Below are 21471 nucleotides of genomic sequence, written 5' to 3' on the forward strand. Positions count from 1 at the left end.
GCGCTGGGCGGCTATATTCGGCCCGCCCCTGACGTCGGAAGCATGCAAGCCAGGCGTGCGGACCGGCCATTTGCCTCGTGCCAAACGATGACCGCGCATCCATTGTCGCGCGACAGATGTTCCCGACCTAGGCTGCGCGCTTACGCTTCTTGACCGGCTCCATTTCAGGCGCAGCCCCGCAGGACAGGAGCCGTTGATGGTTCTCGCCCCAGGCCTTCAATATATCGATCACCGGCCTGAGGCTCTCGCCGAGCTCGGAAAGACAATACTCCACGCGCGGCGGCACCTCCGCATAGACCTTGCGGATGACGAGCTTGTCCTCCTCCAGCGCACGAAGCTGTTTCGTCAGCATGCGCTGGGTGATCCCGGGCATCCGGCGGCGCAATTCGCCGAAGCGCTGGGTGCCGCCCTGCAGATGATAGAGGATCACGCCCTTCCACTTGCCGTCGATCAGATCCAGCGTCGCCTCGACTGAGCAGCCCGGGCGCCGGGCAAAGTCGCGCCTTTTCATGCGTGTTTTCCCAATAGTATCCAAACAGGGACTATATCCCCGAATTTACAGTACTTGCCAAATTGGAGCCAGAGCGACAGTTAGGACGGCAGGCGAGCACGCCATCTGATGGAGACAAGCCATGAAGGCCGTCGGCTACACAAAATCGCTTCCGATCGAGGACGCGAATTCGCTGATTGATTTCGAGACTGCAAAACCCGAACCCCGGGGGCGCGACCTCCGCGTCGCCGTGAAAGCGATCTCGGCCAATCCGGTTGATTACAAGGTGCGCAAGCGCGCAGCGCCGCCCGAGGGCGAGACCAAGATCCTGGGCTATGACGCAGCCGGCGTGGTCGATGCCGTCGGGCCGGAGGTCACGCTGTTCAAGCCGGGCGACGAGGTGTATTACGCGGGCTCGATCCTGCGCCAGGGCACCAATTCCGAATTCCATCTGGTCGACGAACGCATCGTCGGCAACAAGCCGAAGAGCCTGTCCTTCGCGCAAGCGGCCGCCCTTCCCCTCACCTCCATCACCGCCTGGGAATTGCTGTTCGACCGGCTCGGCGCGGTGCCCGGCAAGAGCGTTGATCCGCGGACGCTTCTGATCACGGGCGGCGCCGGCGGCGTCGGCTCGATCCTGATCCAGCTCGCGCGCCGCCTCACCGGCCTCACGGTGCTCGCGACGGCGACGCGGCCGGAATCGCAAAAATGGTGCCTCGATCTCGGCGCGCATGCCGTGATCGACCACGGCAAGCCGATGAAGGAGCAGATCGAGAAACTGAAGCTGCCGCCGGTCGCGCTGGTGGCGAGCCTCACCTTCACCGACCAGCACTACAAGGCGATCGCGGACTTCATGGCGCCGCAGGGCAGGTTCGGCCTGATCGACGATCCGCCGGAGTTCACCATGAGCACCTTCAAGGGCAAGGCGATCTCGGTGCACTGGGAATCGATGTTCACGCGCTCCTCGTTCCAGACGCCGGACATGATTGCGCAGCATCATCTGCTGAACGACGTCTCCGACCTCATCGACAAGGGCGTGCTGCGCACCACGCTCGACCAGACCTTCGGCACGATCAACGCTGCCAACCTCAAGCGCGCGCATGCTCTCCTGGAGAGCGGAAAATCGCGCGGCAAGATCGTGCTGGAGGGGTGGTAGGCGACGCACACTCCGCATGCCCGGGCTTGTCCCGGGCATCCACGTTTAATCCGCGGCGACACGTGGATGGCCGGGACAAGCCCGGCCATGACGGAAAGCCTTTACGTTTCTGCCACGCCCTCGACGAACAGCAGCCGCCGCTCCAGCGCCGTCTGCCGCAGCTTCAGCGCCTCGGCATATTCCGGCGAGGCGTACCATTCCTTCAACCGCGCCATCGATTCGAATTCGACGATGATGACGGCCTTCGGTGGAAGGTTGCCTTCGACAAGCTCGGCCTTGCCGCCACGGACGAGGTAATGTCCGCCGTACTGCGCGATCGTCTTCGCGGCGAGCGCGCGATAGGCTTCAAAGTCGTCCGCGTCGCGCATCTCGACTTCGGAGATCACATAGGCTGTCATGCACGACCTCAGGCAATGGTGTTGACGATACCGCCTTCCGCGCGAAGCGCCGCGCCGTTGGTGGCAGATGCCTGCTTCGAGGCGACATACACCACCATGTTGGCGATCTCGTCGACGCCGGCGAAACGCTGGAGCAGAGAGCTCGGGCGATGCTGCTTGACGAAGTTGGCGGCGGCCTCGTCCACGGACTGTCCGTTCTGCTTGGCGAGATCCTTCACGAAAGTCTCGACGCCCTCCGACATGGTCGGGCCCGGCAGCACGGAGTTGACGGTGACACCGGTGCCGCGCGTGAGCTGCGCCAGACCGCGGGCGACCGAGAGCTGGGCCGTCTTGGTCATGCCGTAATGGATCATCTCGACGGGAATGTTGAGGCCGGACTCCGAGGAGATGAAGACGATGCGGCCCCAATTGCGCTTGAGCATGCCCTTCAGGTAGGCGCGCGACAACCGCACGCCGCTCATCACGTTGACCTCGAAGAAGCGGCTCCAGTCCTCGTCGGGAATGTCGAAGAAGTCCTTCGGCTCGAAAATGCCGGCATTGTTGACGAGGATGTCGACGTCCGGCAGCGCCGAAACGAGCGCCTTGCAGCCCGAAGCGGTCGAGACGTCGGCGGCGATGCCGCGGACCTTGGCGCCGGCCCCTTCCAGCTTGCGCACGGCCGCATCGACTTTGTCCTGGCCGCGCCCGTTGATCACGACGCTGGCGCCGGAGGCTGCAAGGCCCTTGGCGATGGCATGGCCGATGCCGGCGGTCGAGCCCGTCACCAGCGCGGTTTTTCCGGAAAGGTCGATGTTCATGTAGTATCTCCATCAAATCGGTGAGGGGAATATCGGACGCGATGGACCGCGCCGCAATTGGCGCTCACCAATCGGTGAGACGGTCACGAGCTGTTCCGGGTGCAGCGAGGGAGGCATACAACCAGTCTCGATCGCAGATGGAACGATTATTGCTAGCCACACCCGGGCATCTTTGCTCATGCGAACACGGAAGGACCAAGCGATGAAGAGAACCGCCCTCACTGTTGCGCTCGGGTTGCTCGGCCTGATCGGCGGCAACTCGCCCGCGCCGGCTCAAGCGGTCTATCCGGACAAACCGCTGCAATTGATCGTCCCCTTCCCGCCCGGCGGCGCCTCCGACGTGGTGGCGCGCATCATCGGCGGCGAACTGGAGACGCGGCTCGGCAAGCCCGTGATCATCATGAACCGCCCCGGCGGCGGCACCACGATTGCCGCCAAGGAGGTCGCGCGAGCGGCGCCTGACGGATACACCCTGTTCTTCAGCTCGAACTCGAGCTTCACGCTGCCGGCGGCCGTTAAGGAAAGCGTGCCCTACGACGCCGCCAAGGATTTCGAGCCGATCGGCCAAACTGGCAAGATCACGCTGGCGCTAGTCACCTACCAGGACAATCCGGTCAAGGACGTGGCCGCGCTCGTCGCTGAAGCCAAGGCCAATCCCGACAAGCTCTCGCTGGCATCCTTTGGCGTCGCGACCGTCTCGCATTTTGCCGGCGAATTGTTCAAGTCGGCGGCGGGGATCAAGATGGTCCACCTGCCCTACAAGGGTAGCGCGCCGGCGATGAACGACCTCATCGGCAAGCACATCCAGTACCACGTCGACACGGTGATCGCGGTCAAGCCGCAGATCGAGGCCGGCACCGTCAAGGTGCTCGCCGTGTTCTCGGGCAAGCGCACGCCGTACCTGCCCGACGTGCCGACGCTGGCCGAGCTCGGCTATGGCAACATCGATTTCGCGTCCTGGGGAGCGGTGGTCGCGCCGAAGGGGTTGCCGCCGTCCGTTCGCGACAAGCTGTCGGCGACGCTGGAGGAGATCATCGGCAGCCCGTCCGTCATCGAGCGCTTCACCAAGGTCGGCTTCGAGCCCGGCTTCGCGCGTTATAGCGATTGGGCGGGCGCCATCGGCAAGGAGACCGCCGAAATGAAGGACATCGCGCAAAAGGCGGGGATCAAGGAGGAATAGTCCCCGGCGAATCTGCGCCAGTCCCAACAACAAAAACGGCGCCCGAGGGCGCCGTTTTCAATCCGTATCCGCTGAGTGGCTTACGCCGCCTCGGCTTCCTTCTCCTGCACCGGGCCGGAATCCTGGCCCTTGGCATCGACGTCGCGATCGACGAACTCAATCACCGCCATCGCGGCGTTGTCGCCATAGCGGAAGCCGGCCTTGATGATGCGGGTGTAGCCGCCCTGGCGGTCCTTGTAGCGGGTCGCCAGGACGTCAAACAGCTTCTTGACCTGATCCTTGTCGCGCATCTCGGAGATGGCCTGGCGGCGCATGGCCAGCCCGCCCTTCTTGCCGAGGGTCACGAGCTTCTCGACGATCGGGCGAAGCTCCTTGGCCTTGGGCAGCGTGGTGACGATCTGCTCGTGCTTGATCAGCGCGGCCGCCATGTTGGCGAACATCGCGCGGCGATGCTCGGCCGTGCGGTTGAGCTTCCGATGAACCTTGCCGTGACGCATGTAACTATTCCTTACGTTAGAACTGCCGCGACGGTTCGTCGGACCAGTTGCTCAGGTGGGCTTCCTGCGTTCGCCCATAAAAATGACGGCCGGGGACGCCGGCCGTCACGGTGAAGTCAGATCAGTAATGATCCTCGAAGCGCTTGGCGAGCTCGTCGATGTTCTCCGGCGGCCAGCCCGGCACTTCCATGCCGAGATGCAGACCCATCTGGGCCAGCACTTCCTTGATCTCGTTCAGCGACTTGCGGCCGAAGTTCGGGGTGCGGAGCATTTCCGCTTCGCTCTTCTGCACGAGGTCGCCGATGTAGACGATGTTGTCGTTCTTCAAGCAGTTGGCCGAACGCACCGACAGCTCGAGCTCGTCCACCTTCTTGAGGAAGGCCGGGTTGAAGGCGAGGTCCGGGATGATCTCCTGGGCGACTTCCTTGCGCGGCTCTTCGAAGTTGACGAACACGTTGAGCTGATCCTGCAGGATGCGGGCGGCATAAGCCACCGAGTCATCCGGCGAGATCGCGCCGTTGGTCTCGATCGTCATGGTCAGCTTGTCGTAGTCGAGGATCTGGCCCTCGCGGGTGTTCTCGACCTTGTAGGAGACCTTGCGGACCGGCGAGTACAGGCTGTCGACCGGGATCAGGCCGATCGGCGCATCCTCGGGACGGTTGCGCTCGGCGGGCACGTAGCCCTTGCCGGTCGCGACCGTGAACTCCATGCGGATCTCCGCGCCCTCGTCGAGGGTGCAGATCTGCAGGTCCGGGTTGAGCACGACGACATCGCCGACGGTCTGGATGTCACCGGCGGTGACAACGCCGGGGCCCTGCTTCTTCACGACCATGCGCTTGGGGCCTTCGCCCTGCATCTTGATCGAGATGTCCTTGATGTTGAGCACGATGTCGGTGACGTCCTCACGGACGCCCGCGATCGAGGAGAACTCGTGCAGCACGCCGTCGATGTGCACCGACTGCACCGCCGCGCCCTGGAGCGAGGAGAGCAGGATGCGGCGCAGCGCGTTGCCGAGGGTCTGGCCGAAGCCGCGCTCGAGCGGCTCGGCGACGATGGTTGCGAAACGCGAGGAATCGCTGCCAGGCATCACCTGGAGCTTGTTCGGCCGAATCAGTTCTTGCCAATTTTTCTGGATCGTCACTGTTTCACCCATACAGGCCAGCCAATTTGAGGCATCAAATACTGGCGTTGGAGAAAGGCCGCAGGTCGCACCCGCGGCTTCTTGCAAAGTCATTGCGGGCGCGATGCGCCCGCAACTCGTAAAAAATCAAACGCGACGACGCTTGCGCGGACGGCAACCGTTGTGCGGGATCGTGGTCACGTCGCGGATCGAGGTGACGGTGAAGCCGGCGGCCTGAAGCGCGCGGAGCGCCGATTCGCGGCCCGAACCGGGACCGGCGACTTCGACTTCCAGCGTGCGCATGCCGTGCTCCTGCGCCTTCTTCGACACGTCCTCGGCGGCAACCTGCGCGGCGTACGGGGTCGACTTGCGCGAGCCCTTGAAGCCCATCGTGCCGGCGGAAGACCAGGCAATCGTGTTGCCCTGCGCGTCGGTGATGGTGATGGTCGTGTTGTTGAACGACGAGTTCACATGCGCGACGCCGGAGGCGATGTTCTTGCGCTCACGACGACGAACGCGGGTGGCTTCCTTACCCATTGAGTACCTTTCCTGGAGATCTCAAACGCCGCCGTAATGCCAGCGGCTACACCTGTGGAACGAAAAGCGCGTGGCGAACGGGTCATGCCCGTGTTCGCCACACACCGTGATTGGATTCGAAAACTTACTTCTTCTTGCCGGCGATGGCCTTCGCCGGACCCTTGCGCGTACGCGCATTGGTGTGGGTACGCTGGCCGCGCACCGGCAGACCGCGACGATGACGCAGACCGCGATAGCAGCCGAGGTCCATCAGACGCTTGATGTTGATGCCGACTTCACGGCGCAGGTCGCCCTCGACGAGATAGTCGCGGTCGATCACTTCGCGGATCTGGAGCACTTCAGCGTCGCTGAGCTGATTGACGCGACGATCCACGGGGATCTTCACCTTTTCCAGGATCTCACCGGCGATCTTCTGACCGATGCCATGGATGTACTGGAGCGCGATCAGCACGCGCTTGTTGGTGGGAATGTTCACGCCGGCAATACGGGCCACGGCCTTCTCTCCTGTTGCCGATCCTCGTCAGGACCGGGCTTTAAGTGCTTGTGTTCTCGGGCAGGTGTTCACAAACGCGAACACGACGCCCTCCCCCGGTCTTCCTGGGGCCCGGCATCGTCTGAAACTATCCGACTTGGATGCGGGGCTTATTAGGGGATTCCAGGGGCTTTCGTCAACCGCTGCTAGCGCTTGGCTCGCTTTTTCGTGACCTTTTTTGCAGCCTTCCTGGCACCCTTTTTGACGGCCTTCTTCGCGGTCTTTTTGGCGGCCTTTTTCGCTGCTTTCCTACCGGCTTTCTTGCCGGCCTTCTTGACGGCTTTCTTGACAGTCTTCTTGGCTGCCTTCGGGCCCTTTACCGCCTTGGCGGCCTTTTCCGCCGATTTGGCGGGCTTTTTGGCCGCTTTCGCCGGCTTTTTGGCGGCCCTTGGGGTCGCTGCCTTGGCCGCCCTCGCCTTTTTGGCCGGCGCCGCCTTGGCTACGCTCTTGGCGCGGGTCGCGGGCTCGACCGTCCCTAGAGCCTGCAGCTGGCGGTCGATGGCGCGGGTGACCTCGTCGATGGCCATCATACCGTCGATGGTCGAGAGCTTCCGCCGCTCGGAATAGTAGTGAATCAGCGGTTCCGTCTGGCTGCGGTAGCTGGCCAGCCGCTTGGTCAGGACCTCCGGGGTGTCATCGAGTCGGACTTCCTCCCCGCGCTCCCGCATCTGGGCGACGCGGGTCTCGACGCGGTTCAGAAGCGCGCTTTCGTTGACGCGAAGCTCGATCACGGCGTCAAGCTTGAGGCGCTTGTTCCTCAGCAACTCGTCCAGAGCTTCGGCCTGCGGCACGGTGCGCGGGAAGCCGTCGAGGATGAAGCCGTTCCGGGCGTCCGGCTGGTCGATCCGGTCGGAGATGATTCCGACCACGACCTCGTCGGGCACGAGGCCGCCGCTGGCCATGATCTCCTTGGCCTTCAGCCCGACCGGCGTTCCGGCCGCAACCGCGGCACGCAGCATCTCGCCGGTCGAGAGCTGGACGATGCCATAACGCTGCACCAAGAGCTGCGCCTGGGTCCCCTTGCCCGACCCCGGCGGTCCCAGAAGTATAATTCTCATCGGCGTACGCCCCCCGGATTGGTGAGCGATACGTCGCGCACCTGTGTTTTGATATCAAGAGCAGTGCAAACCACTACCACCGCCGCACCACCATTGACGACCATACTATAAGGCAGTCCGATCCCGTAAAGCTCGAACACCTCCGGAATCAACTGCAACGCAGTCAGGTAGACGGCTCCGACGACCGTCGTCAATGACACGACGCGATCGAGATGGGCAGCCGTTTCCTCGCCGGGCGCGACCCCGGGAATGATACCGTCACGCTGCGCCAGAGATTTCGCCGTGTACTCGGGATCGACGACATAGGCCGTGTAGATGAAGGCGAGCGCGAACACCGCGATCGACACCAGAATCATGTGCAGCGGCTGGCCCAGCTGAAGATGCTGATACGCCGCCGCGACCAGCGGATGATCGCTGCCCAGAACGAAGCCGGCAAAGGCAAGCGGCAGAAAGAAAATCCAGGGCGCCACGGTGGCCGGAAGCAAGAACCCGGCGCTGTTGAGCTTGATCGACAGCGTCGCATCCCGTCCCGGCAGTTGCCGCGAGCCGACGTTGCGTGCGGCGAACCGGACCTGGATATTTCGCCGCGCCCCTTCGACGAGCACGATCACGACAACGGCCGCGACCCAGAACACGGCATGGCCGAGGACGAGGCTACCCGAGATCATGCCCTGCCGGAAAGCATCCATGATGCCGGCGATGTTTTGCGGGATCGCGACCAGAAAGCCGGCGCTCAGGATCAGCGCCAGGCCGTTCCCGATGCCGTGGCGTGTGATCTGCTCGCTGAGCCAAACCAGCACGAAGACGCCACCGACCAACGAGGCCGAGGCCGTCATCACGAACCAGCCGCCGGGATTCCTGACGAGGCCCGGGATCGACGTGAGCGCCGAGGCGAAGCCGTAGGCTTGAAAGGCTGTAAGTCCGAGCGTCAGGCCAAGCGTGGCACGCGCAATCTTGCGCCGTCCGCGCTCGCCTGATCGCTCGAGGGAATTCAGGCGACGCCACACTACGGACAGCAGCCGGATCAGGATTGCTGCCGTCAGATAAGGAATGAGGCCCAGCGCAAAGATCGAGAGCCGGGAGACGAGATCCAGCGTCGGCGAGACATCGAAGACATCAACCCCGGGAATCGGGATCTGCGTGCCCAGCCTGAAAACGAGAAGCGCGCCGATCGTGATAGCGATGCGGCGCGCGAGCTCGATGGTCATTTGCGGGCGGGCTTACCTGCGGCGGCCGCGCAGCTTCGACTTGCGGATCAGGCCTTCATACTGGTGCGCCAAAAGATAGCCCTGCACCTGTGCCACCGTATCCATGGTGACGCTGACGACGATCAGCAGCGAGGTGCCGCCGAAATAGAACGGCACCGAGGCGTAGGAGATCAGGATCTCCGGGATCAAGCAGACGATCGCGAGATAAATCGCGCCCAGCACGGTGATGCGCGAGAGCACGTAGTCGATATATTCCGCGGTGCGCTCGCCGGGACGGATGCCCGGAATGAAGCCGCCATGCTTCTTCAGATTGTCCGCGGTCTCGGTCGGGTTGAACACGATCGCGGTGTAGAAGAAGGCGAAGAACACGATCAGCGCCAGATACATGATCAGGAACAGCGGACGGCCGTGGCCGAGCTGCGTGGTGATCCACTGGAACCACTCCGGCCCACTGCCCGCATTGAAGTTCGCGACCGTGGTCGGCAGCAGCAGCAGCGAGGATGCGAAGATCGGCGGGATCACGCCGGAGGTGTTCAGCTTGAGCGGTAGATGCGAGGACTGGCCCTCGAACATCTTGTTGCCGACCTGGCGCTTCGGATACTGGATCAGGAGGCGGCGCTGCGCGCGCTCCATGAACACGATGAAGGCGATCACGGCGACCGCCATGACGATGACGACCAGGATCAGGCCGGTCGACATCGCGCCCTGACGGCCGAGCTCGAGCATGTTGGCGAGCGCTGCGGGCAGCTCGGCGACGATACCGGCGAGAATGATCAGCGAGATACCGTTGCCGATGCCGCGCGAGGTGATCTGCTCGCCCAGCCACATCAGGAACATGGTGCCGCCGGTCAGCGTGATCGCGGTCGACAGGCGGAAGAACAGGCCGGGGTCGCTGACGACGTTGCCGGCGCCCTCTAGACCCACCGCGATGCCGTAGGACTGGAACGCGGCCAGGATCACGGTGAGATAGCGGGTGTACTGGTTCAGCAGCTTGCGGCCCGACTCGCCTTCCTTCTTCAGCGCCTCGAGCTGCGGCGAGACGGTGGTGAGGAGCTGGATGATGATCGAGGCCGAGATATACGGCATGATGTTCAGCGCGAAGATCGCCATGCGGTGGATGCCGCCGCCGGCGAACATGTTGAACATGCCGAGGATGCCGCCCGCCTGGGAGCGGAACACCTGCTCCCAGATATTGGGATCGATGCCGGGAAGCGGGATGTAGGTCCCGAGCCGATAAACGAGCAGCGCACCCAGTGTGAACCAGATGCGCTTCTTCAGTTCGTCAGCCTTGGCAAACGCACCGAAATTGAGATTGGCTGCCAGTTGTTCCGCTGCAGAGGCCATCTTGGACTTTCTCCCGCCGCCTATTGCGCCGTCATGCCCGCGGCCGGGCTACTAAAGCGCGATGATATCGCGCTTCAGGCTATCGTTTGAGCATGATCTTTCCGGAAAACCGCGTCACACTTTTCCGGATCATGCTCTCGCGGATGCCGGACATTATCTGGGGCTCGGCTTCGATAAGTCCACGTCCCGCATGCGTAAAGGCCCGCGAGCCGCGGGCCAATGACGCAGTTGTTACGCCGCCTCGCCTTCTTCCTTGGCAGGGGCGAGGATCTTCACCGAGCCGCCGGCCTTCTCGACCGCTTCGATCGCGGTCTTGGTGGCGCCGTGCACTTCGATGTTGAGCTTGGACTTGAGCTCGCCACGGCCGAGCAGCCGCAGGCCGGCCTTGGCGCGGCGCAGCACGCCGCCCTTCACCAGGGCCTCGACGTTCACGACGCTGCCGGCGTCGATCTTCTTGGCATCGACCGCTTCCTGGAGCCGGTCGAGATTGATCTCGGCGAACTCGACGCGGAAGATGTTGTTGAAGCCGCGCTTGGGCAGGCGGCGATGCATCGGCATCTGGCCGCCTTCGAAACCCTTGATGCGCACGCCCGAACGCGCGGTCTGGCCCTTGCCGCCGCGGCCGGACTGCTTGCCCTTGCCCGAACCGATGCCGCGGCCGACGCGCATACGCTTCTTGCGCGAGCCGGCGTTGTCGGCGATATCGCTGAGCTTCATCGCCCTTCTCCTTGTTTCTTGCGCCTGATCTTCGCCGAGAACGGGTAGCCCGCTCTCGGGATCACGCGCCTTTGCTTACTTCTCGTCGACGATGCGGACGAGATGGTGAACCTTCTCGATCATGCCGCGGACTGCCGGGGTATCCGGCAGTTCGCTGGTGCGGCCGATCTTGTTGAGCTTGAGCCCGATCAGCGTCGAGCGCTGCGAGTGATGGCGGCGGATCGCGCTGCCGGTCTGCTCGAGCTTGATCGTCTTTGCGGCCTTGGCCATGGGAGTCTGCTCCAAAGCTGTCGTTAGTCGGCAGCCGCCTCGGCATCGCCACCGATACGGCGCGACTGCAGAGTGGACACCTTGATGTTGCGGCGGGCTGCGACCGAACGCGGCGAATCCTGATGCTTCAGCGCGTCGAAGGTTGCGCGAACCATGTTGTAGGGGTTCGACGAGCCGATCGACTTGGCCACCACGTCCTGGACGCCGAGCGTCTCGAACACGGCGCGCATCGGACCGCCGGCGATGATGCCGGTACCGGCCGGAGCTGCACGCAGGTAGACACGGCCCGCGCCATGACGGCCGGCGATGTCGTGATGCAGCGTGCGGCCCTCGCGCAGCGACACGCGGGTCAGGTTGCGCTTGGCGGACTCGGTGGCCTTGCGGATCGCCTCCGGCACTTCGCGCGCCTTGCCGTGACCGAAGCCGGCGCGGCCCTTCTGGTCGCCGATCACGACCAGCGCTGCGAAACCGAAGCGCTTGCCGCCTTTGACGACCTTGGCCACGCGGTTGATGTGGACGAGCTTGTCGACGAACTCGCTGTCGCGCTCCTCGCGCTCCCTGCGTTCACGTCCGCCGCCGCGTTGATCGCGTCCACCACGCTGTTCGCGTTCTGCCATGGTTTTTCCAATCCTTCAGAGGCTTACGCCTCAATCCTCAAATTCCGTTAGAAGCTCAGCCCGCTCTCACGCGCGGCGTCGGCGAGAGCCTTGACGCGCCCGTGATAGAGATAGCTGCCGCGATCGAACACGACTTCCTTGACGCCCTTCTCGGCGGCGCGCTCGGCCAGCAGCTTGCCGACCGCCTTCGCCGCATCGATGTCGGCGCCGGTCTTGCCGCCGTCGCGCATCGACTTCTCCAGCGACGAGGCAGAGGCCAGCGTCTCGCCCTTCAGGTCGTCGATGACCTGGGCGTAGATGTGCTTCGACGAGCGGAACACCGACAGACGCGGACGGCCACCACCGGAGCGGCGCAGCTTCAGCCGCACACTCCGCTTGCGCCGGGCATTCGTAACCTTGGCTTTGGACATGACCGGCTCCGTTACTTCTTCTTGCCTTCCTTGCGGAAGATGAATTCGCCAACATACTTCACACCCTTGCCCTTGTAGGGCTCCGGCGGGCGATAGCTGCGGATCTCGGCCGCGACCTGGCCGACGCGCTGGATGTCGCTGCCGGTCACCGTGATCTCGGTCGGCTTCGGCACCGTGATCGTGATCCCTTCCGGGATCGCATAGACCACATCGTGGCTGTAACCGAGCGCGAGCTGCAGGTTCTTGCCCTGCATCGCGGCGCGGTAACCGACGCCGGTGATCTCGAGCTTCTTCTCGAAGCCCTTGGTGACGCCTTCGACCAGATTCGCGACCTGGGCGCGAGCGGTGCCGTACAGCGCCCGCGCGCGATTGGTCTCGACCCGCGGGTTCACCTTCACCTGGCCGTTCTCGAGCTTCACCTCGACGTCGTCATGGACGACGAACTGAAGCTGGCCCTTCGGGCCCTTCATCTTGACGGTCTGCCCATCAACGGTCGCGGTCACACCCGACGGAACCGCCACAGGCCTTTTGCCAACACGTGACATGGATCAAAAATCCTTCTCAGAACACCGTGAAGAGGACTTCACCGCCCACATTCGCGTCGCGCGCGCTGTGGTCGGCCATGATCCCCTTCGGCGTCGACAACACCGAAATGCCGAGCCCATTGTTGACCCGCGGCAGGTTCTTCACCGAGGCGTACACGCGACGCCCGGGCTTGGAGACACGTTCGATCTCGCGGATGACGGGCTCGCCGTCGAAATACTTCAGCTCGATCTCGATCTCGCTGCGGCCCGAGGAATGCTCGAGCGTGGCGTAGCCGCGGATGTAGCCCTCGGTCTTGAGGACCTCGAGGACGTTCTCGCGCATCTTCGAGCCGGGCGTGGAGACCTTGGTCTTCGCGCGCATCTGCGCGTTGCGGATACGGGTGATCAGATCGCTGATTGGATCGTGCGTAGACATCTAAACGACCCTCCTTACCAGCTGGACTTCACGAGGCCCGGGACCATGCCCTTGGAGCCAAGTTCGCGCAGCGCGATACGGGACAACTTGTTCTTGCGGTAGTTCGAGCGCGGGCGGCCCGACAGCTCGCAACGCAGGCGGATGCGGGTCGCCGACGAGTTGCGCGGCATTTCGGCCAGCTTCAACGTCGCAGCGAAACGCTCCTCCATCGGCAGCTTCTTGTCGGCGATGATCGCCTTCAACCGCTCGCGCTTGGCGGCGGCGTTCTTCACCATCCGCTTGCGCCGGTTGTTCTTCTCGACTGAACTCTTCTTTGCCATGCTTGGCTCCTGGGTATCCGCGTTTGAGAGGCTCTAGGTCAGCGTCTCACTGCCGGAACGGGAAATTGAAAGCGGTCAACAAGGCCCTCGCCTCTTCGTCGGTCTTGGCCGTGGTGCAGACGGTGATGTCCATGCCGCGGGCTTCCGTGACCTTGTCGAAGTCGATCTCGGGGAAAATGATGTGTTCCTTGATGCCGAGCGAGTAGTTGCCGCGGCCGTCGAAACTCTTCGGGTTCAGGCCGCGGAAGTCGCGGACGCGCGGCAGCGCGACCGTCACCAGGCGATCGATGAACTCGTACATGTGGGCCTTGCGCAGCGTGACCTTGCAGCCGATCGGCTGGTTCTCACGCAGCTTGAAGGTCGCGATCGCGATCCGCGAATAGGTCACGATCGCCTTCTGGCCGGCGATCTGGGTCAGCTCGGCAGCGGCGGTCTCGGCCTTCTTGCGGTCATTGACGCTGTCGCCAACGCCCATGTTCAGCACGACCTTGTCCAGGCGAGGAACCTGCATGACGTTCTCATAACCGAACTTCTCGGTCATGGCCGTGCGGATCTTCGCATCGTATTCCGCGCGCAGGCGCGGCGTGTAAGCGGCCTCAGCCATCGATCTCAGCTCCCGAACTCTTGGCGATGCGGACCTTCTTGCCGTCCGCCAGAATCTTGAATCCGACGCGGGTCGGCTTTCCGTCCTTGCCGACATACGCGATGTTGGACAGTTGGATCGGCGACTCCTTCGAGATGATGCCGCCCTCCTGGGCCTGCGTCTGCTTCTGGTGACGCTTGACCATGTTGATGCCGCGCACCAGCGCCGTACCGGCGTCGGGACGCACTTCGAACACTTCGCCGGTGCGGCCCTTGTCGCGACCGGTCAGCACGACGACCTTGTCGCCCTTGCGGATCTTCGCAGCCATCACAGCACCTCCGGCGCGAGCGAGATGATCTTCATGTGGTTCTTGGCGCGCAGCTCGCGCGGCACGGGCCCGAAGATACGGGTGCCGACCGGCTCGGACTGGTTGTTGATCAGAACGGCGGCGTTGCGGTCGAAGCGGATGACCGAACCGTCGGCGCGGCGGATGTCCTTGCGGACGCGCACCACGACGGCCTTCATCACGTCGCCCTTCTTCACCTTGCCACGCGGAATTGCTTCCTTGATCGAGACGACGATGATGTCGCCGATCGTGGCGTAGCGGCGCTTGGAGCCCCCGAGCACCTTGATACACATGACACGGCGTGCGCCAGAATTGTCGGCCACGTCGAGGTTGGTCTGCATCTGAATCATTGATGCACCTCGTCCTCTTCTATTTGCGCCAGCCCAGCCGGCGCTCAACATTTCCCTGAAGTCAGTCGGCTAAAGCCAACAGATCAGGCGCTTTTCTTGTGTTCGCCCCGGATCACGACCCAGCGCTTCAACTTCGAAATCGGCTTCGATTCCTCGATCCACACCATGTCGCCCGGCTTGAACTGGTTGCTCTCGTCGTGCGCGTGGTAGTTCTTCGAACGGCGGATCGTCTTCTTGTAGATCGGGTGCGTGAAGCGGCGATCAACGCGCACCACGATGGTCTTGGCTTGCTTGTCGCTGACGACCACGCCCTGCAAAGTACGTTTCGGCATCTTCGTAAGCCTCTTACTTCTTCTTCGCGCGCGTCTGCGCGGCGACGGTCTTGATCCGGGCGATGTCACGGCGAGCCTCGCGCAGGCGCGAGGTGTTCTCGAGCTGCCCGGTGGCACGCTGGAAGCGCAGGTTGAAGCGCTCCTTCTTCAGGTTCAGGATGGCGTCATCCTGCTGGTCGGGGCTCATCGCGCGGATGTCTTCGATCTTCATCTGGGCCATGGCCATTACTCCGCAATGCGCTCGACGAAGCGCGTCTTGATCGGCAGCTTGGCGGCCGCCAGGGTCAGCGCCTCACGCGCCGTCTGGGTGTTAACGCCGTCGATCTCGAACAGCACCCGGCCCGGCTTGACGCGCGCCACCCACAATTCCGGCGAACCCTTGCCGGAGCCCATGCGGACTTCGGCCGGCTTCTTCGACACCGGAACGTCGGGGAATACGCGGATCCAGACGCGGCCGGCGCGCTTCATGTGGCGGGTCAGCGCGCGGCGAGCGGCTTCGATCTGACGCGCGGTGACGCGCTCAGGCTCGGTCGCCTTCAGGCCGAACTGGCCGAACGCCAACGTCGCGCCTGAAGACGCGACGCCGTGGATGCGGCCCTTATGCGCCTTCCGGAACTTCGTTTTCTTAGGTTGCATCATGGCTTTGAGCCCTCAAATTCCTGTGCGGCTTTAGGCTGCAGCCGTATCGCGGCGCTGACGGCCACCACGATCGCTGCTACCACCCGTCTCGCCTTCGGCCATTCTCTTGTCCTGGGCCATCGGATCGTGCTCGAGGATCTCGCCCTTGAAGATCCAGACCTTGACGCCGCAGGTGCCGAAGGTCGTGAACGCGGTCGCAACGCCGTAGTCGATGTCGGCGCGCAGCGTGTGCAGCGGCACGCGACCTTCGCGGTACCACTCCATGCGCGCGATTTCCGCACCGCCCAGACGACCCGAGCAGTTGATGCGGATGCCTTCCGCACCGAGACGCATCGCCGACTGCACGGCGCGCTTCATGGCGCGGCGGAACGCCACGCGGCGCTCCAGCTGCTGCGCGATCGACTCGGCCACCAGTGTCGCGTCGAGCTCCGGCTTGCGGATCTCGACGATGTTGATGACGACGTCGGACGAGGTGATGTCCGCAACCTTCTTGCGAAGCTTGTCGATGTCGGCGCCCTTCTTGCCGATCACCACGCCCGGACGGGCCGAGTGGATGGTGACGCGGCACTTCTTGTGCGGACGCTCGATCACGATGCGGGCGACGGCCGCCTGCTTGAGCTCCTTGTGCAGGATCTCACGGATCTTGACGTCCTCGTGCAGCAGCTTGCCGTATTCCTGCTTGCCGGCGAACCAGCGGGAATCCCAGGTACGGTTGATGCCAAGGCGCAGACCGATCGGATTGATCTTTTGACCCATCGTGTTCTCCTGCGCCCTTAAGCGGCGGCTTCAGCTTCGACCTGACGAACGATGATCGTCAGCTGCGAAAATGGTTTGTAGACACGGCCCGAACGGCCGCGGCCGCGAGCGGCGAAGCGCTTCATCACGAGGCCGTTGCCGACGAAGGCCTGCGCCACGACGAGATCGTCGACGTCGAGGTCGTGGTTGTTCTCGGCGTTGGCGATAGCCGATTCCAGGCACTTCTTCACGTCGACCGCGATCCGCTTACGCGAAAACTGCAGGTCGGCGAGCGCAGCAGCCGCCTTCCGGCCGCGAATGAGCTGGGCGACCAGGTTGAGCTTCTGCGGGCTCACCCGCAGCATCCGGGCGACCGCCTTGGCCTCGTTCTCGGCGAGGCTCCGTTCGCGCTTAGGTTTGCTCATCGTTTAATCCTCAAGCCTTCTTGGCTTTCTTGTCGCCGGAGTGGCCATGGAAGGTCCGGGTCGGCGAGAACTCGCCGAACTTGTGACCCACCATTTCCTCGTTGACGGCGACCGGTACGTGCTTCTGACCGTTGTAGACGCCGAAGGTCAGGCCGACGAACTGCGGCAGGATCGTCGAGCGACGGCTCCAGATCTTGATGACGTCGTGACGGCCGGACGCGCGCGCGGCATCTGCCTTCTTGAGCAGAGAACCCTCGACGAACGGGCCTTTCCAGACTGAACGAACCATGTCCGGCGTTCCTTACTTCTTCCGCTTGTGGCGGCTTAGGAGAATGAATTTGTTGGTCGACTTGTTGGTGCGGGTCTTCTTGCCCTTGGTCGGCTTGCCCCACGGAGTGACCGGGTGGCGACCGCCCGAGGTACGACCTTCACCACCGCCGTGCGGATGGTCGATCGGGTTCATCGCGACGCCGCGGTTGTGCGGCTTGCGGCCCATCCAGCGCTTGCGGCCGGCCTTGCCGATCGAGGTGTTCATGTGATCCGGGTTCGACACCGCGCCGATGGTGCCGCGGCAACGGCCGTGCACCAGGCGCTGCTCGCCCGAATTCAGGCGGATGATCACGTAGTCCTGGTCGCGGCCGACGAGCTGGGCATAGGTGCCCGCGGAACGGGCGAGCTGGCCGCCCTTCCCGATCTTGACCTCGATATTGTGGATGATCGTGCCGACCGGCATGTTGCCAAGCGGCATGACGTTGCCCGGCTTCACGTCGACGTAATTGCCGGCGACGATGGTGTCACCCACGGCCAGGCGCTGCGGCGCCAAGATGTAGGCCTGCTCGCCGTCCTGATACTTGATCAGCGCGATGAAGCCGGTGCGGTTCGGATCGTATTCCAGCCGCTCGACGGTCGCGGGAACGTCGATCTTCTCACGCTTGAAATCGACGGTACGCAGCGTCCGCTTGTGACCGCCGCCGCGGAAGCGCACGGTGATGCGACCGGTGTTGTTGCGGCCGCCCGAGGAGTGCTTGCCCTCGGTGAGCGCCTTCACCGGCTTGCCCTTGTACAGGGCCGAACGATCGACCATGACCAGCTGGCGCTGGCCCGGCGTCGTGGGATTGAATGTCTTCAGTGCCATCGTCGTACGACCTTACAGACCGGTGGTGACGTCGATCCGGTGGCCCTCTTCGAGGGTCACGATCGCGCGCTTGGTGTTCGACTGCGAGCCGAGATTGCCGCGGAAGATCTTGGTCTTGCCCTTGCGGACCAGCGTGTTGACGCTCTTGACCTTGACGTCGAACAGCTTCTCGATCGCTTCCTTGATCTGCGGCTTGGTGGCCTTGGCGGCCACCTTGAACAGCACCTTGTTGTGCTCGGAAGCGATCGTCGCCTTTTCGGTCACGACCGGCGACACGATCACGTCGTAGTGGCGAGCCTCGATGTTCTTCGTCATTTGAAGCGCGCCTCCAGCGCATCGATGGCGGCCTTGGTCAGAACGAGCTTCTGACGGCGCAGGATGTCGTAGACGTTGATGCCCTGGATCGGCAGCACGTCCATGTTCGGGATGTTGCGGGCCGCAGCGGCAAAGCCGTTGTTGAGCTCGGCACCGTCGATGATCAGCGCGTTGGTGAGCCCCAGGCCCGAGAAGTGGCCGAGCAGCGCCTTGGTCTTGGCGGCTTCCAGCGCGGCCTTCTCGATCACGACGAGATCGCCGTCCTTGGCCTTGGCCGAGAGCGCATGCTTGAGCGCCAGCGCGCGGACCTTCTTCGGCAGGTCGGTGGCGTGCGAACGCACCACCGGACCGAAGGCACGACCGCCGCCGCGGAACTGCGGCACGCGGGCCGAGCCGTGACGAGCACCGCCGGTGCCCTTCTGCTTGTACATCTTCTTGCCGGTGCGCCAGATCTCGGCGCGGCCCTTGGCCTTGTGCGTACCGGCCTGGCGCTTGTTGAGCTGCCACTGCACGCAACGTGCAATGATGTCCTGGCGCGGCTCGAGGCCGAAAATGGTGTCGGACAGCTGGACCGAGCCGGCTTCCTTACCTTCGAGGGTGGTGACCTTCAATTCCATCTCACGCACCCTCCTGCTGGGCCGCAGCCTCGGCTTCGCCACCCGTAACCTTGAACTTGCCGGGCTTCGGAGCTTCCTTCGGCAGCGGCTTCTTGACGGCGTCGCGCACGCGAATCCAGCCGCCCTTGGAGCCGGGAACGGCGCCTTCGACGAGGATCAGGCCGCGCTCGACATCGAGCTGAACGACGCGAAGGTTGAGCGTGGTGATGCGGTCGACACCCATGTGGCCGGGCATCTTCTTGTTCTTCCAGGTCTTGCCGGGGTCCTGACGGCCACCGGTCGAACCGATCGAACGGTGCGAGACCGAAACGCCGTGGGTGGCGCGCAGACCGCCGAAGTTCCAGCGCTTCATGCCGCCAGCGAAGCCCTTACCGACCGAGGTGCCGGTGACGTCGACGAACTGGCCGACGACGAAATGATCGGCCTGGATCTCGGCGCCGACCGGGATCATCGCATCCGCGGTGACGCGGAATTCCTCGACGCGGCGCTTCGGCTCGACCTTGGCGACCGCGAACTGGCCGCGCTCAGCCTTCGGCATGTAAACGGTCTTGCGGGCGCCAGAACCGAGCTGGAGCGCGACGTAACCGTTCTTCTCTTCGGTGCGGTGGCCTACGACCTGGCAATTGCCGAGCTTCAGCACGGTCACGGGGATATGTTCGCCGGCCTCCGTGAAGACCCGCGTCATCCCGACCTTTTGTGCGATCACTCCGGAGCGCATCGGCTTGCTTCCTGTTCTTTCTGTCCGCTTGCGCGAACGGGATCCAAAAATCTTAGAGCTTGATCTCGACGTCGACACCGGCGGCCAGGTCGAGCTTCATCAAAGCATCGACGGTCTGCGGGGTCGGATCGACGATGTCGAGCAGGCGCTTGTGAGTGCGCATCTCGAACTGCTCGCGGCTCTTCTTGTCGACGTGGGGCGAACGGTTGACGGTGAACTTCTCGATGCGGGTGGGCAGCGGAATGGGTCCGCGGACCTGCGCGCCGGTGCGCTTCGCCGTGTTCACGATCTCGCGGGTCGACGTATCGAGGATACGATGGTCGAACGCCTTGAGACGGATACGAATATTTTGGCCGTTCATTGCCGTGCTTTCTCTAGTGAGTGGCGAGTAGCGAGTAGCGAATAGAATTCCCTATTCGCCACTCACCATTCCCTATTCGCTTGTTACTCGATGATCGAGGCGACGACGCCGGCGCCGACGGTGCGGCCGCCTTCGCGGATCGCGAAGCGGAGCTTCTCTTCCATCGCGATCGGCACGATCAGGTGCACTTCCATCGCGATGTTGTCGCCCGGCATCACCATCTCGGTGCCTTCCGGCAGATGCACGACACCGGTCACGTCGGTGGTGCGGAAGTAGAACTGCGGACGGTAGTTGGTGAAGAACGGGGTGTGGCGACCGCCCTCTTCCTTGGTGAGGATGTAAGCCTCAGCCTTGAACTTGGTGTGCGGCTTGACCGAACCCGGCTTGCACAGCACCTGGCCGCGCTCGACGTCTTCACGCTTGGTGCCGCGGAGGAGCGCACCGATGTTGTCGCCGGCCTGGCCCTGATCGAGCAGCTTGCGGAACATTTCGACGCCGGTGACCGTGGTCTTCTGCGTGGCGCGCAGACCGACGATCTCGATTTCCTCGCCGACCTTGACGATGCCGCGCTCGACACGGCCGGTCACGACGGTGCCGCGGCCCGAGATCGAGAACACGTCTTCGACCGGCATCAGGAACGGCTGGTCGATCGGACGCTCCGGCTGCGGGATGTACTCGTCGACGTTCTTCATCAGCTCGAGAATGGCGTCGTGGCCGAGCTTCTTGTCGGAATCTTCGAGAGCGGCGAGCGCCGAACCCTTGATGATCGGAATCTTGTCGCCCGGGAAGTCGTACTTCGAGAGCAGCTCGCGGACTTCGAGCTCGACGAGCTCGAGCAGCTCCGGATCGTCGACCATGTCGCACTTGTTGAGGAACACGACGAGCGCGGGCACGCCGACCTGGCGGGCGAGCAGGATGTGCTCGCGGGTCTGCGGCATCGGGCCGTCAGCGGCCGACACGACCAGGATCGCACCGTCCATCTGGGCGGCGCCGGTGATCATGTTCTTCACGTAGTCGGCGTGGCCGGGGCAGTCGACGTGGGCGTAGTGGCGGTTCGGCGTCTCGTACTCGACGTGCGCGGTCGAGATGGTGATGCCGCGCGCCTTCTCTTCCGGCGCCTTGTCGATCTGGTCGTACGCGGTGAACGTCGCACCGCCGGCTTCGGCGAGGATCTTGGTGATCGCCGCGGTCAGCGACGTCTTGCCATGGTCGACGTGACCGATGGTGCCGATGTTGCAGTGCGGCTTGTTACGTTCAAACTTTGCTTTGGCCATTTGACTCTCCGTTCAATCGTCAGCTCTAGA

At 63.5% G+C, this 21471-nt stretch carries 34 protein-coding genes; 2 read left to right on the top strand and 32 right to left on the bottom strand.

Annotated features, from left to right (window positions below; translation table 11 throughout):
- Positions 1 to 127: 127 nt before the first annotated feature.
- Positions 128 to 511, bottom strand: coding sequence for a winged helix-turn-helix transcriptional regulator (locus RPS27_RS28525; RefSeq protein WP_259212502.1), 384 nt, complete (start codon positions 509 to 511; stop codon positions 128 to 130).
- A 121-nt stretch (positions 512 to 632) separates the two neighbouring features.
- Here RPS27_RS28525 and RPS27_RS28530 point away from each other — a divergent pair, with 121 nt between their 5' ends.
- A complete protein-coding gene (locus RPS27_RS28530; protein ID WP_313754737.1) occupies positions 633 to 1646 on the top strand; it encodes a zinc-binding alcohol dehydrogenase family protein in 1014 nt (337 codons plus the stop codon).
- Positions 1647 to 1747: 101 nt separating this feature from the next.
- Here RPS27_RS28530 and RPS27_RS28535 read toward each other — a convergent pair whose 3' ends face one another.
- The gene (locus RPS27_RS28535) at positions 1748 to 2044 is read right to left on the bottom strand and encodes a DUF1330 domain-containing protein (RefSeq protein WP_313754738.1); all 297 of its coding nucleotides are present in this window, start codon (positions 2042 to 2044) and stop codon (positions 1748 to 1750) included.
- Between the two features lie 8 nt (positions 2045 to 2052).
- Entirely contained in the window at positions 2053 to 2841 is a 789-nt protein-coding gene (locus RPS27_RS28540) for an SDR family NAD(P)-dependent oxidoreductase (RefSeq protein ID WP_212068465.1), read from the bottom strand.
- Positions 2842 to 3043: 202 nt separating this feature from the next.
- Between RPS27_RS28540 and RPS27_RS28545 the strand changes: the two genes are divergently transcribed.
- Complete coding sequence (locus RPS27_RS28545) at positions 3044 to 4021, top strand: tripartite tricarboxylate transporter substrate binding protein (RefSeq protein WP_212068464.1); 978 nt, start codon at positions 3044 to 3046, stop codon at positions 4019 to 4021.
- Positions 4022 to 4101: 80 nt separating this feature from the next.
- On the opposite strand, the gene rplQ is transcribed toward RPS27_RS28545, so the two are convergent.
- The 29 genes from rplQ to tuf all read right to left on the bottom strand — a co-directional run bounded on the left by rplQ (position 4102) and on the right by tuf (position 21441).
- Positions 4102 to 4518, bottom strand: a complete 417-nt coding sequence (rplQ, locus tag RPS27_RS28550) for a 50S ribosomal protein L17 (RefSeq protein WP_011088131.1) — start codon at positions 4516 to 4518, stop codon at positions 4102 to 4104.
- Positions 4519 to 4639: 121 nt separating this feature from the next.
- Positions 4640 to 5671, bottom strand: a complete 1032-nt coding sequence (locus RPS27_RS28555; RefSeq protein ID WP_194402784.1) for a DNA-directed RNA polymerase subunit alpha — start codon at positions 5669 to 5671, stop codon at positions 4640 to 4642.
- Positions 5672 to 5785: 114 nt separating this feature from the next.
- A complete protein-coding gene (rpsK, locus tag RPS27_RS28560) occupies positions 5786 to 6175 on the bottom strand; it encodes a 30S ribosomal protein S11 (RefSeq protein WP_007603045.1) in 390 nt (129 codons plus the stop codon).
- A 124-nt stretch (positions 6176 to 6299) separates the two neighbouring features.
- Entirely contained in the window at positions 6300 to 6668 is a 369-nt protein-coding gene (rpsM, locus tag RPS27_RS28565) for a 30S ribosomal protein S13 (protein ID WP_008549231.1), read from the bottom strand.
- Positions 6669 to 6853: 185 nt separating this feature from the next.
- Positions 6854 to 7765, bottom strand: coding sequence for an adenylate kinase (locus RPS27_RS28570; RefSeq protein ID WP_313754739.1), 912 nt, complete (start codon positions 7763 to 7765; stop codon positions 6854 to 6856).
- Positions 7762 to 8973: a preprotein translocase subunit SecY gene (locus RPS27_RS28575; protein WP_313754740.1), complete on the bottom strand. Its 1212-nt coding sequence runs from the start codon at positions 8971 to 8973 to the stop codon at positions 7762 to 7764. Before RPS27_RS28575 ends, RPS27_RS28570 begins: the two co-directional genes overlap by 4 nt.
- 12 nt (positions 8974 to 8985) lie before the next feature.
- A complete protein-coding gene (gene secY, locus RPS27_RS28580; protein WP_211419183.1) occupies positions 8986 to 10317 on the bottom strand; it encodes a preprotein translocase subunit SecY in 1332 nt (443 codons plus the stop codon).
- A gap of 231 nt (positions 10318 to 10548) precedes the next feature.
- A complete protein-coding gene (gene rplO / locus RPS27_RS28585) occupies positions 10549 to 11034 on the bottom strand; it encodes a 50S ribosomal protein L15 (RefSeq protein ID WP_194402787.1) in 486 nt (161 codons plus the stop codon).
- A gap of 75 nt (positions 11035 to 11109) precedes the next feature.
- On the bottom strand, positions 11110 to 11304 hold the full coding sequence (rpmD, locus tag RPS27_RS28590; RefSeq protein ID WP_011088137.1) for a 50S ribosomal protein L30: 195 nt from the start codon (positions 11302 to 11304) through the stop codon (positions 11110 to 11112).
- Positions 11305 to 11327: 23 nt separating this feature from the next.
- Positions 11328 to 11921 (bottom strand): 30S ribosomal protein S5, encoded by a 594-nt coding sequence (rpsE, locus tag RPS27_RS28595; protein ID WP_025036985.1) that lies wholly within the window; start codon positions 11919 to 11921, stop codon positions 11328 to 11330.
- Between the two features lie 47 nt (positions 11922 to 11968).
- The gene (rplR, locus tag RPS27_RS28600) at positions 11969 to 12331 is read right to left on the bottom strand and encodes a 50S ribosomal protein L18 (protein WP_007603036.1); all 363 of its coding nucleotides are present in this window, start codon (positions 12329 to 12331) and stop codon (positions 11969 to 11971) included.
- 11 nt (positions 12332 to 12342) lie between these two features.
- Entirely contained in the window at positions 12343 to 12876 is a 534-nt protein-coding gene (rplF, locus tag RPS27_RS28605; RefSeq protein ID WP_027549201.1) for a 50S ribosomal protein L6, read from the bottom strand.
- Positions 12877 to 12892: 16 nt separating this feature from the next.
- A complete protein-coding gene (rpsH, locus tag RPS27_RS28610; RefSeq protein ID WP_194402788.1) occupies positions 12893 to 13291 on the bottom strand; it encodes a 30S ribosomal protein S8 in 399 nt (132 codons plus the stop codon).
- 14 nt (positions 13292 to 13305) lie between these two features.
- Entirely contained in the window at positions 13306 to 13611 is a 306-nt protein-coding gene (gene rpsN, locus RPS27_RS28615) for a 30S ribosomal protein S14 (protein WP_018322268.1), read from the bottom strand.
- A 46-nt stretch (positions 13612 to 13657) separates the two neighbouring features.
- Positions 13658 to 14215 (bottom strand): 50S ribosomal protein L5, encoded by a 558-nt coding sequence (rplE, locus tag RPS27_RS28620; protein ID WP_018322267.1) that lies wholly within the window; start codon positions 14213 to 14215, stop codon positions 13658 to 13660.
- Positions 14208 to 14522, bottom strand: coding sequence for a 50S ribosomal protein L24 (gene rplX / locus RPS27_RS28625; RefSeq protein ID WP_007603031.1), 315 nt, complete (start codon positions 14520 to 14522; stop codon positions 14208 to 14210). Before rplX ends, rplE begins: the two co-directional genes overlap by 8 nt.
- Positions 14522 to 14890, bottom strand: a complete 369-nt coding sequence (rplN, locus tag RPS27_RS28630) for a 50S ribosomal protein L14 (protein WP_007603030.1) — start codon at positions 14888 to 14890, stop codon at positions 14522 to 14524. Before rplN ends, rplX begins: the two co-directional genes overlap by 1 nt.
- An 83-nt stretch (positions 14891 to 14973) precedes the next feature.
- Entirely contained in the window at positions 14974 to 15222 is a 249-nt protein-coding gene (gene rpsQ, locus RPS27_RS28635; protein WP_097658742.1) for a 30S ribosomal protein S17, read from the bottom strand.
- Between the two features lie 13 nt (positions 15223 to 15235).
- Positions 15236 to 15442 (bottom strand): 50S ribosomal protein L29, encoded by a 207-nt coding sequence (rpmC, locus tag RPS27_RS28640; protein ID WP_011088144.1) that lies wholly within the window; start codon positions 15440 to 15442, stop codon positions 15236 to 15238.
- A 5-nt stretch (positions 15443 to 15447) separates the two neighbouring features.
- A complete protein-coding gene (gene rplP / locus RPS27_RS28645) occupies positions 15448 to 15861 on the bottom strand; it encodes a 50S ribosomal protein L16 (protein ID WP_008136349.1) in 414 nt (137 codons plus the stop codon).
- Between the two features lie 30 nt (positions 15862 to 15891).
- Positions 15892 to 16617: a 30S ribosomal protein S3 gene (gene rpsC, locus RPS27_RS28650; protein WP_092294149.1), complete on the bottom strand. Its 726-nt coding sequence runs from the start codon at positions 16615 to 16617 to the stop codon at positions 15892 to 15894.
- A 17-nt stretch (positions 16618 to 16634) separates the two neighbouring features.
- Positions 16635 to 17021, bottom strand: coding sequence for a 50S ribosomal protein L22 (gene rplV / locus RPS27_RS28655; protein ID WP_008136353.1), 387 nt, complete (start codon positions 17019 to 17021; stop codon positions 16635 to 16637).
- A gap of 10 nt (positions 17022 to 17031) precedes the next feature.
- Entirely contained in the window at positions 17032 to 17310 is a 279-nt protein-coding gene (gene rpsS, locus RPS27_RS28660) for a 30S ribosomal protein S19 (RefSeq protein ID WP_008136357.1), read from the bottom strand.
- 12 nt (positions 17311 to 17322) lie between these two features.
- Positions 17323 to 18156, bottom strand: coding sequence for a 50S ribosomal protein L2 (gene rplB / locus RPS27_RS28665; protein WP_194402790.1), 834 nt, complete (start codon positions 18154 to 18156; stop codon positions 17323 to 17325).
- A 12-nt stretch (positions 18157 to 18168) separates the two neighbouring features.
- Complete coding sequence (locus tag RPS27_RS28670) at positions 18169 to 18471, bottom strand: 50S ribosomal protein L23 (protein WP_194402791.1); 303 nt, start codon at positions 18469 to 18471, stop codon at positions 18169 to 18171.
- Positions 18468 to 19088, bottom strand: coding sequence for a 50S ribosomal protein L4 (rplD, locus tag RPS27_RS28675; protein ID WP_020508797.1), 621 nt, complete (start codon positions 19086 to 19088; stop codon positions 18468 to 18470). Before rplD ends, RPS27_RS28670 begins: the two co-directional genes overlap by 4 nt.
- A 1-nt stretch (position 19089) precedes the next feature.
- On the bottom strand, positions 19090 to 19806 hold the full coding sequence (gene rplC / locus RPS27_RS28680; RefSeq protein ID WP_194402792.1) for a 50S ribosomal protein L3: 717 nt from the start codon (positions 19804 to 19806) through the stop codon (positions 19090 to 19092).
- A gap of 52 nt (positions 19807 to 19858) precedes the next feature.
- Positions 19859 to 20167, bottom strand: a complete 309-nt coding sequence (gene rpsJ / locus RPS27_RS28685; RefSeq protein WP_002712302.1) for a 30S ribosomal protein S10 — start codon at positions 20165 to 20167, stop codon at positions 19859 to 19861.
- Between the two features lie 83 nt (positions 20168 to 20250).
- Positions 20251 to 21441 (bottom strand): elongation factor Tu, encoded by a 1191-nt coding sequence (tuf, locus tag RPS27_RS28690; protein ID WP_194402793.1) that lies wholly within the window; start codon positions 21439 to 21441, stop codon positions 20251 to 20253.
- Positions 21442 to 21471 lie beyond the last annotated feature (30 nt).

Origin of the sequence: Bradyrhizobium sp. WYCCWR 12699, from assembly GCF_032144035.1 — a bacterium.
Taxonomy (GTDB): domain Bacteria; phylum Pseudomonadota; class Alphaproteobacteria; order Rhizobiales; family Xanthobacteraceae; genus Bradyrhizobium.

Bases quoted from the DNA above. Each gene is read 5' to 3' on its own strand.
- rplP (WP_008136349.1), bottom strand. From the start codon at position 15,861: ATGATGCAACCTAAGAAAACGAAGTTCCGGAAGGCGCATAAGGGCCGC.
- RPS27_RS28555 (WP_194402784.1), bottom strand. From the start codon at position 5,671: ATGGGTGAAACAGTGACGATCCAGAAAAATTGGCAAGAACTGATTCGG.
- rplQ (WP_011088131.1), bottom strand. From the start codon at position 4,518: ATGCGTCACGGCAAGGTTCATCGGAAGCTCAACCGCACGGCCGAGCAT.
- rplV (WP_008136353.1), bottom strand. From the start codon at position 17,021: ATGAGCAAACCTAAGCGCGAACGGAGCCTCGCCGAGAACGAGGCCAAG.
- rpmD (WP_011088137.1), bottom strand. From the start codon at position 11,304: ATGGCCAAGGCCGCAAAGACGATCAAGCTCGAGCAGACCGGCAGCGCG.
- secY (WP_211419183.1), bottom strand. From the start codon at position 10,317: ATGGCCTCTGCAGCGGAACAACTGGCAGCCAATCTCAATTTCGGTGCG.
- rpsQ (WP_097658742.1), bottom strand. From the start codon at position 15,222: ATGCCGAAACGTACTTTGCAGGGCGTGGTCGTCAGCGACAAGCAAGCC.
- RPS27_RS28530 (WP_313754737.1), top strand. From the start codon at position 633: ATGAAGGCCGTCGGCTACACAAAATCGCTTCCGATCGAGGACGCGAAT.
- rpsS (WP_008136357.1), bottom strand. From the start codon at position 17,310: ATGGTTCGTTCAGTCTGGAAAGGCCCGTTCGTCGAGGGTTCTCTGCTC.
- rpsC (WP_092294149.1), bottom strand. From the start codon at position 16,617: ATGGGTCAAAAGATCAATCCGATCGGTCTGCGCCTTGGCATCAACCGT.
- rplE (WP_018322267.1), bottom strand. From the start codon at position 14,215: ATGGCTGAGGCCGCTTACACGCCGCGCCTGCGCGCGGAATACGATGCG.
- RPS27_RS28575 (WP_313754740.1), bottom strand. From the start codon at position 8,973: ATGACCATCGAGCTCGCGCGCCGCATCGCTATCACGATCGGCGCGCTT.
- rpsN (WP_018322268.1), bottom strand. From the start codon at position 13,611: ATGGCAAAGAAGAGTTCAGTCGAGAAGAACAACCGGCGCAAGCGGATG.
- rpsE (WP_025036985.1), bottom strand. From the start codon at position 11,921: ATGGCAGAACGCGAACAGCGTGGTGGACGCGATCAACGCGGCGGCGGA.
- RPS27_RS28670 (WP_194402791.1), bottom strand. From the start codon at position 18,471: ATGACGAAGAACATCGAGGCTCGCCACTACGACGTGATCGTGTCGCCG.
- tuf (WP_194402793.1), bottom strand. From the start codon at position 21,441: ATGGCCAAAGCAAAGTTTGAACGTAACAAGCCGCACTGCAACATCGGC.
- rplD (WP_020508797.1), bottom strand. From the start codon at position 19,088: ATGGAATTGAAGGTCACCACCCTCGAAGGTAAGGAAGCCGGCTCGGTC.
- RPS27_RS28525 (WP_259212502.1), bottom strand. From the start codon at position 511: ATGAAAAGGCGCGACTTTGCCCGGCGCCCGGGCTGCTCAGTCGAGGCG.
- RPS27_RS28545 (WP_212068464.1), top strand. From the start codon at position 3,044: ATGAAGAGAACCGCCCTCACTGTTGCGCTCGGGTTGCTCGGCCTGATC.
- rpmC (WP_011088144.1), bottom strand. From the start codon at position 15,442: ATGGCCCAGATGAAGATCGAAGACATCCGCGCGATGAGCCCCGACCAG.
- rpsH (WP_194402788.1), bottom strand. From the start codon at position 13,291: ATGTCTACGCACGATCCAATCAGCGATCTGATCACCCGTATCCGCAAC.
- RPS27_RS28535 (WP_313754738.1), bottom strand. From the start codon at position 2,044: ATGACAGCCTATGTGATCTCCGAAGTCGAGATGCGCGACGCGGACGAC.
- rplN (WP_007603030.1), bottom strand. From the start codon at position 14,890: ATGATTCAGATGCAGACCAACCTCGACGTGGCCGACAATTCTGGCGCA.
- rplB (WP_194402790.1), bottom strand. From the start codon at position 18,156: ATGGCACTGAAGACATTCAATCCCACGACGCCGGGCCAGCGCCAGCTG.
- rplF (WP_027549201.1), bottom strand. From the start codon at position 12,876: ATGTCACGTGTTGGCAAAAGGCCTGTGGCGGTTCCGTCGGGTGTGACC.
- rplO (WP_194402787.1), bottom strand. From the start codon at position 11,034: ATGAAGCTCAGCGATATCGCCGACAACGCCGGCTCGCGCAAGAAGCGT.
- rplR (WP_007603036.1), bottom strand. From the start codon at position 12,331: ATGTCCAAAGCCAAGGTTACGAATGCCCGGCGCAAGCGGAGTGTGCGG.
- rpsJ (WP_002712302.1), bottom strand. From the start codon at position 20,167: ATGAACGGCCAAAATATTCGTATCCGTCTCAAGGCGTTCGACCATCGT.
- rplC (WP_194402792.1), bottom strand. From the start codon at position 19,806: ATGCGCTCCGGAGTGATCGCACAAAAGGTCGGGATGACGCGGGTCTTC.
- rpsK (WP_007603045.1), bottom strand. From the start codon at position 6,175: ATGGGTAAGGAAGCCACCCGCGTTCGTCGTCGTGAGCGCAAGAACATC.
- rplX (WP_007603031.1), bottom strand. From the start codon at position 14,522: ATGGCTGCGAAGATCCGCAAGGGCGACAAGGTCGTCGTGCTGACCGGT.
- RPS27_RS28540 (WP_212068465.1), bottom strand. From the start codon at position 2,841: ATGAACATCGACCTTTCCGGAAAAACCGCGCTGGTGACGGGCTCGACC.
- RPS27_RS28570 (WP_313754739.1), bottom strand. From the start codon at position 7,765: ATGAGAATTATACTTCTGGGACCGCCGGGGTCGGGCAAGGGGACCCAG.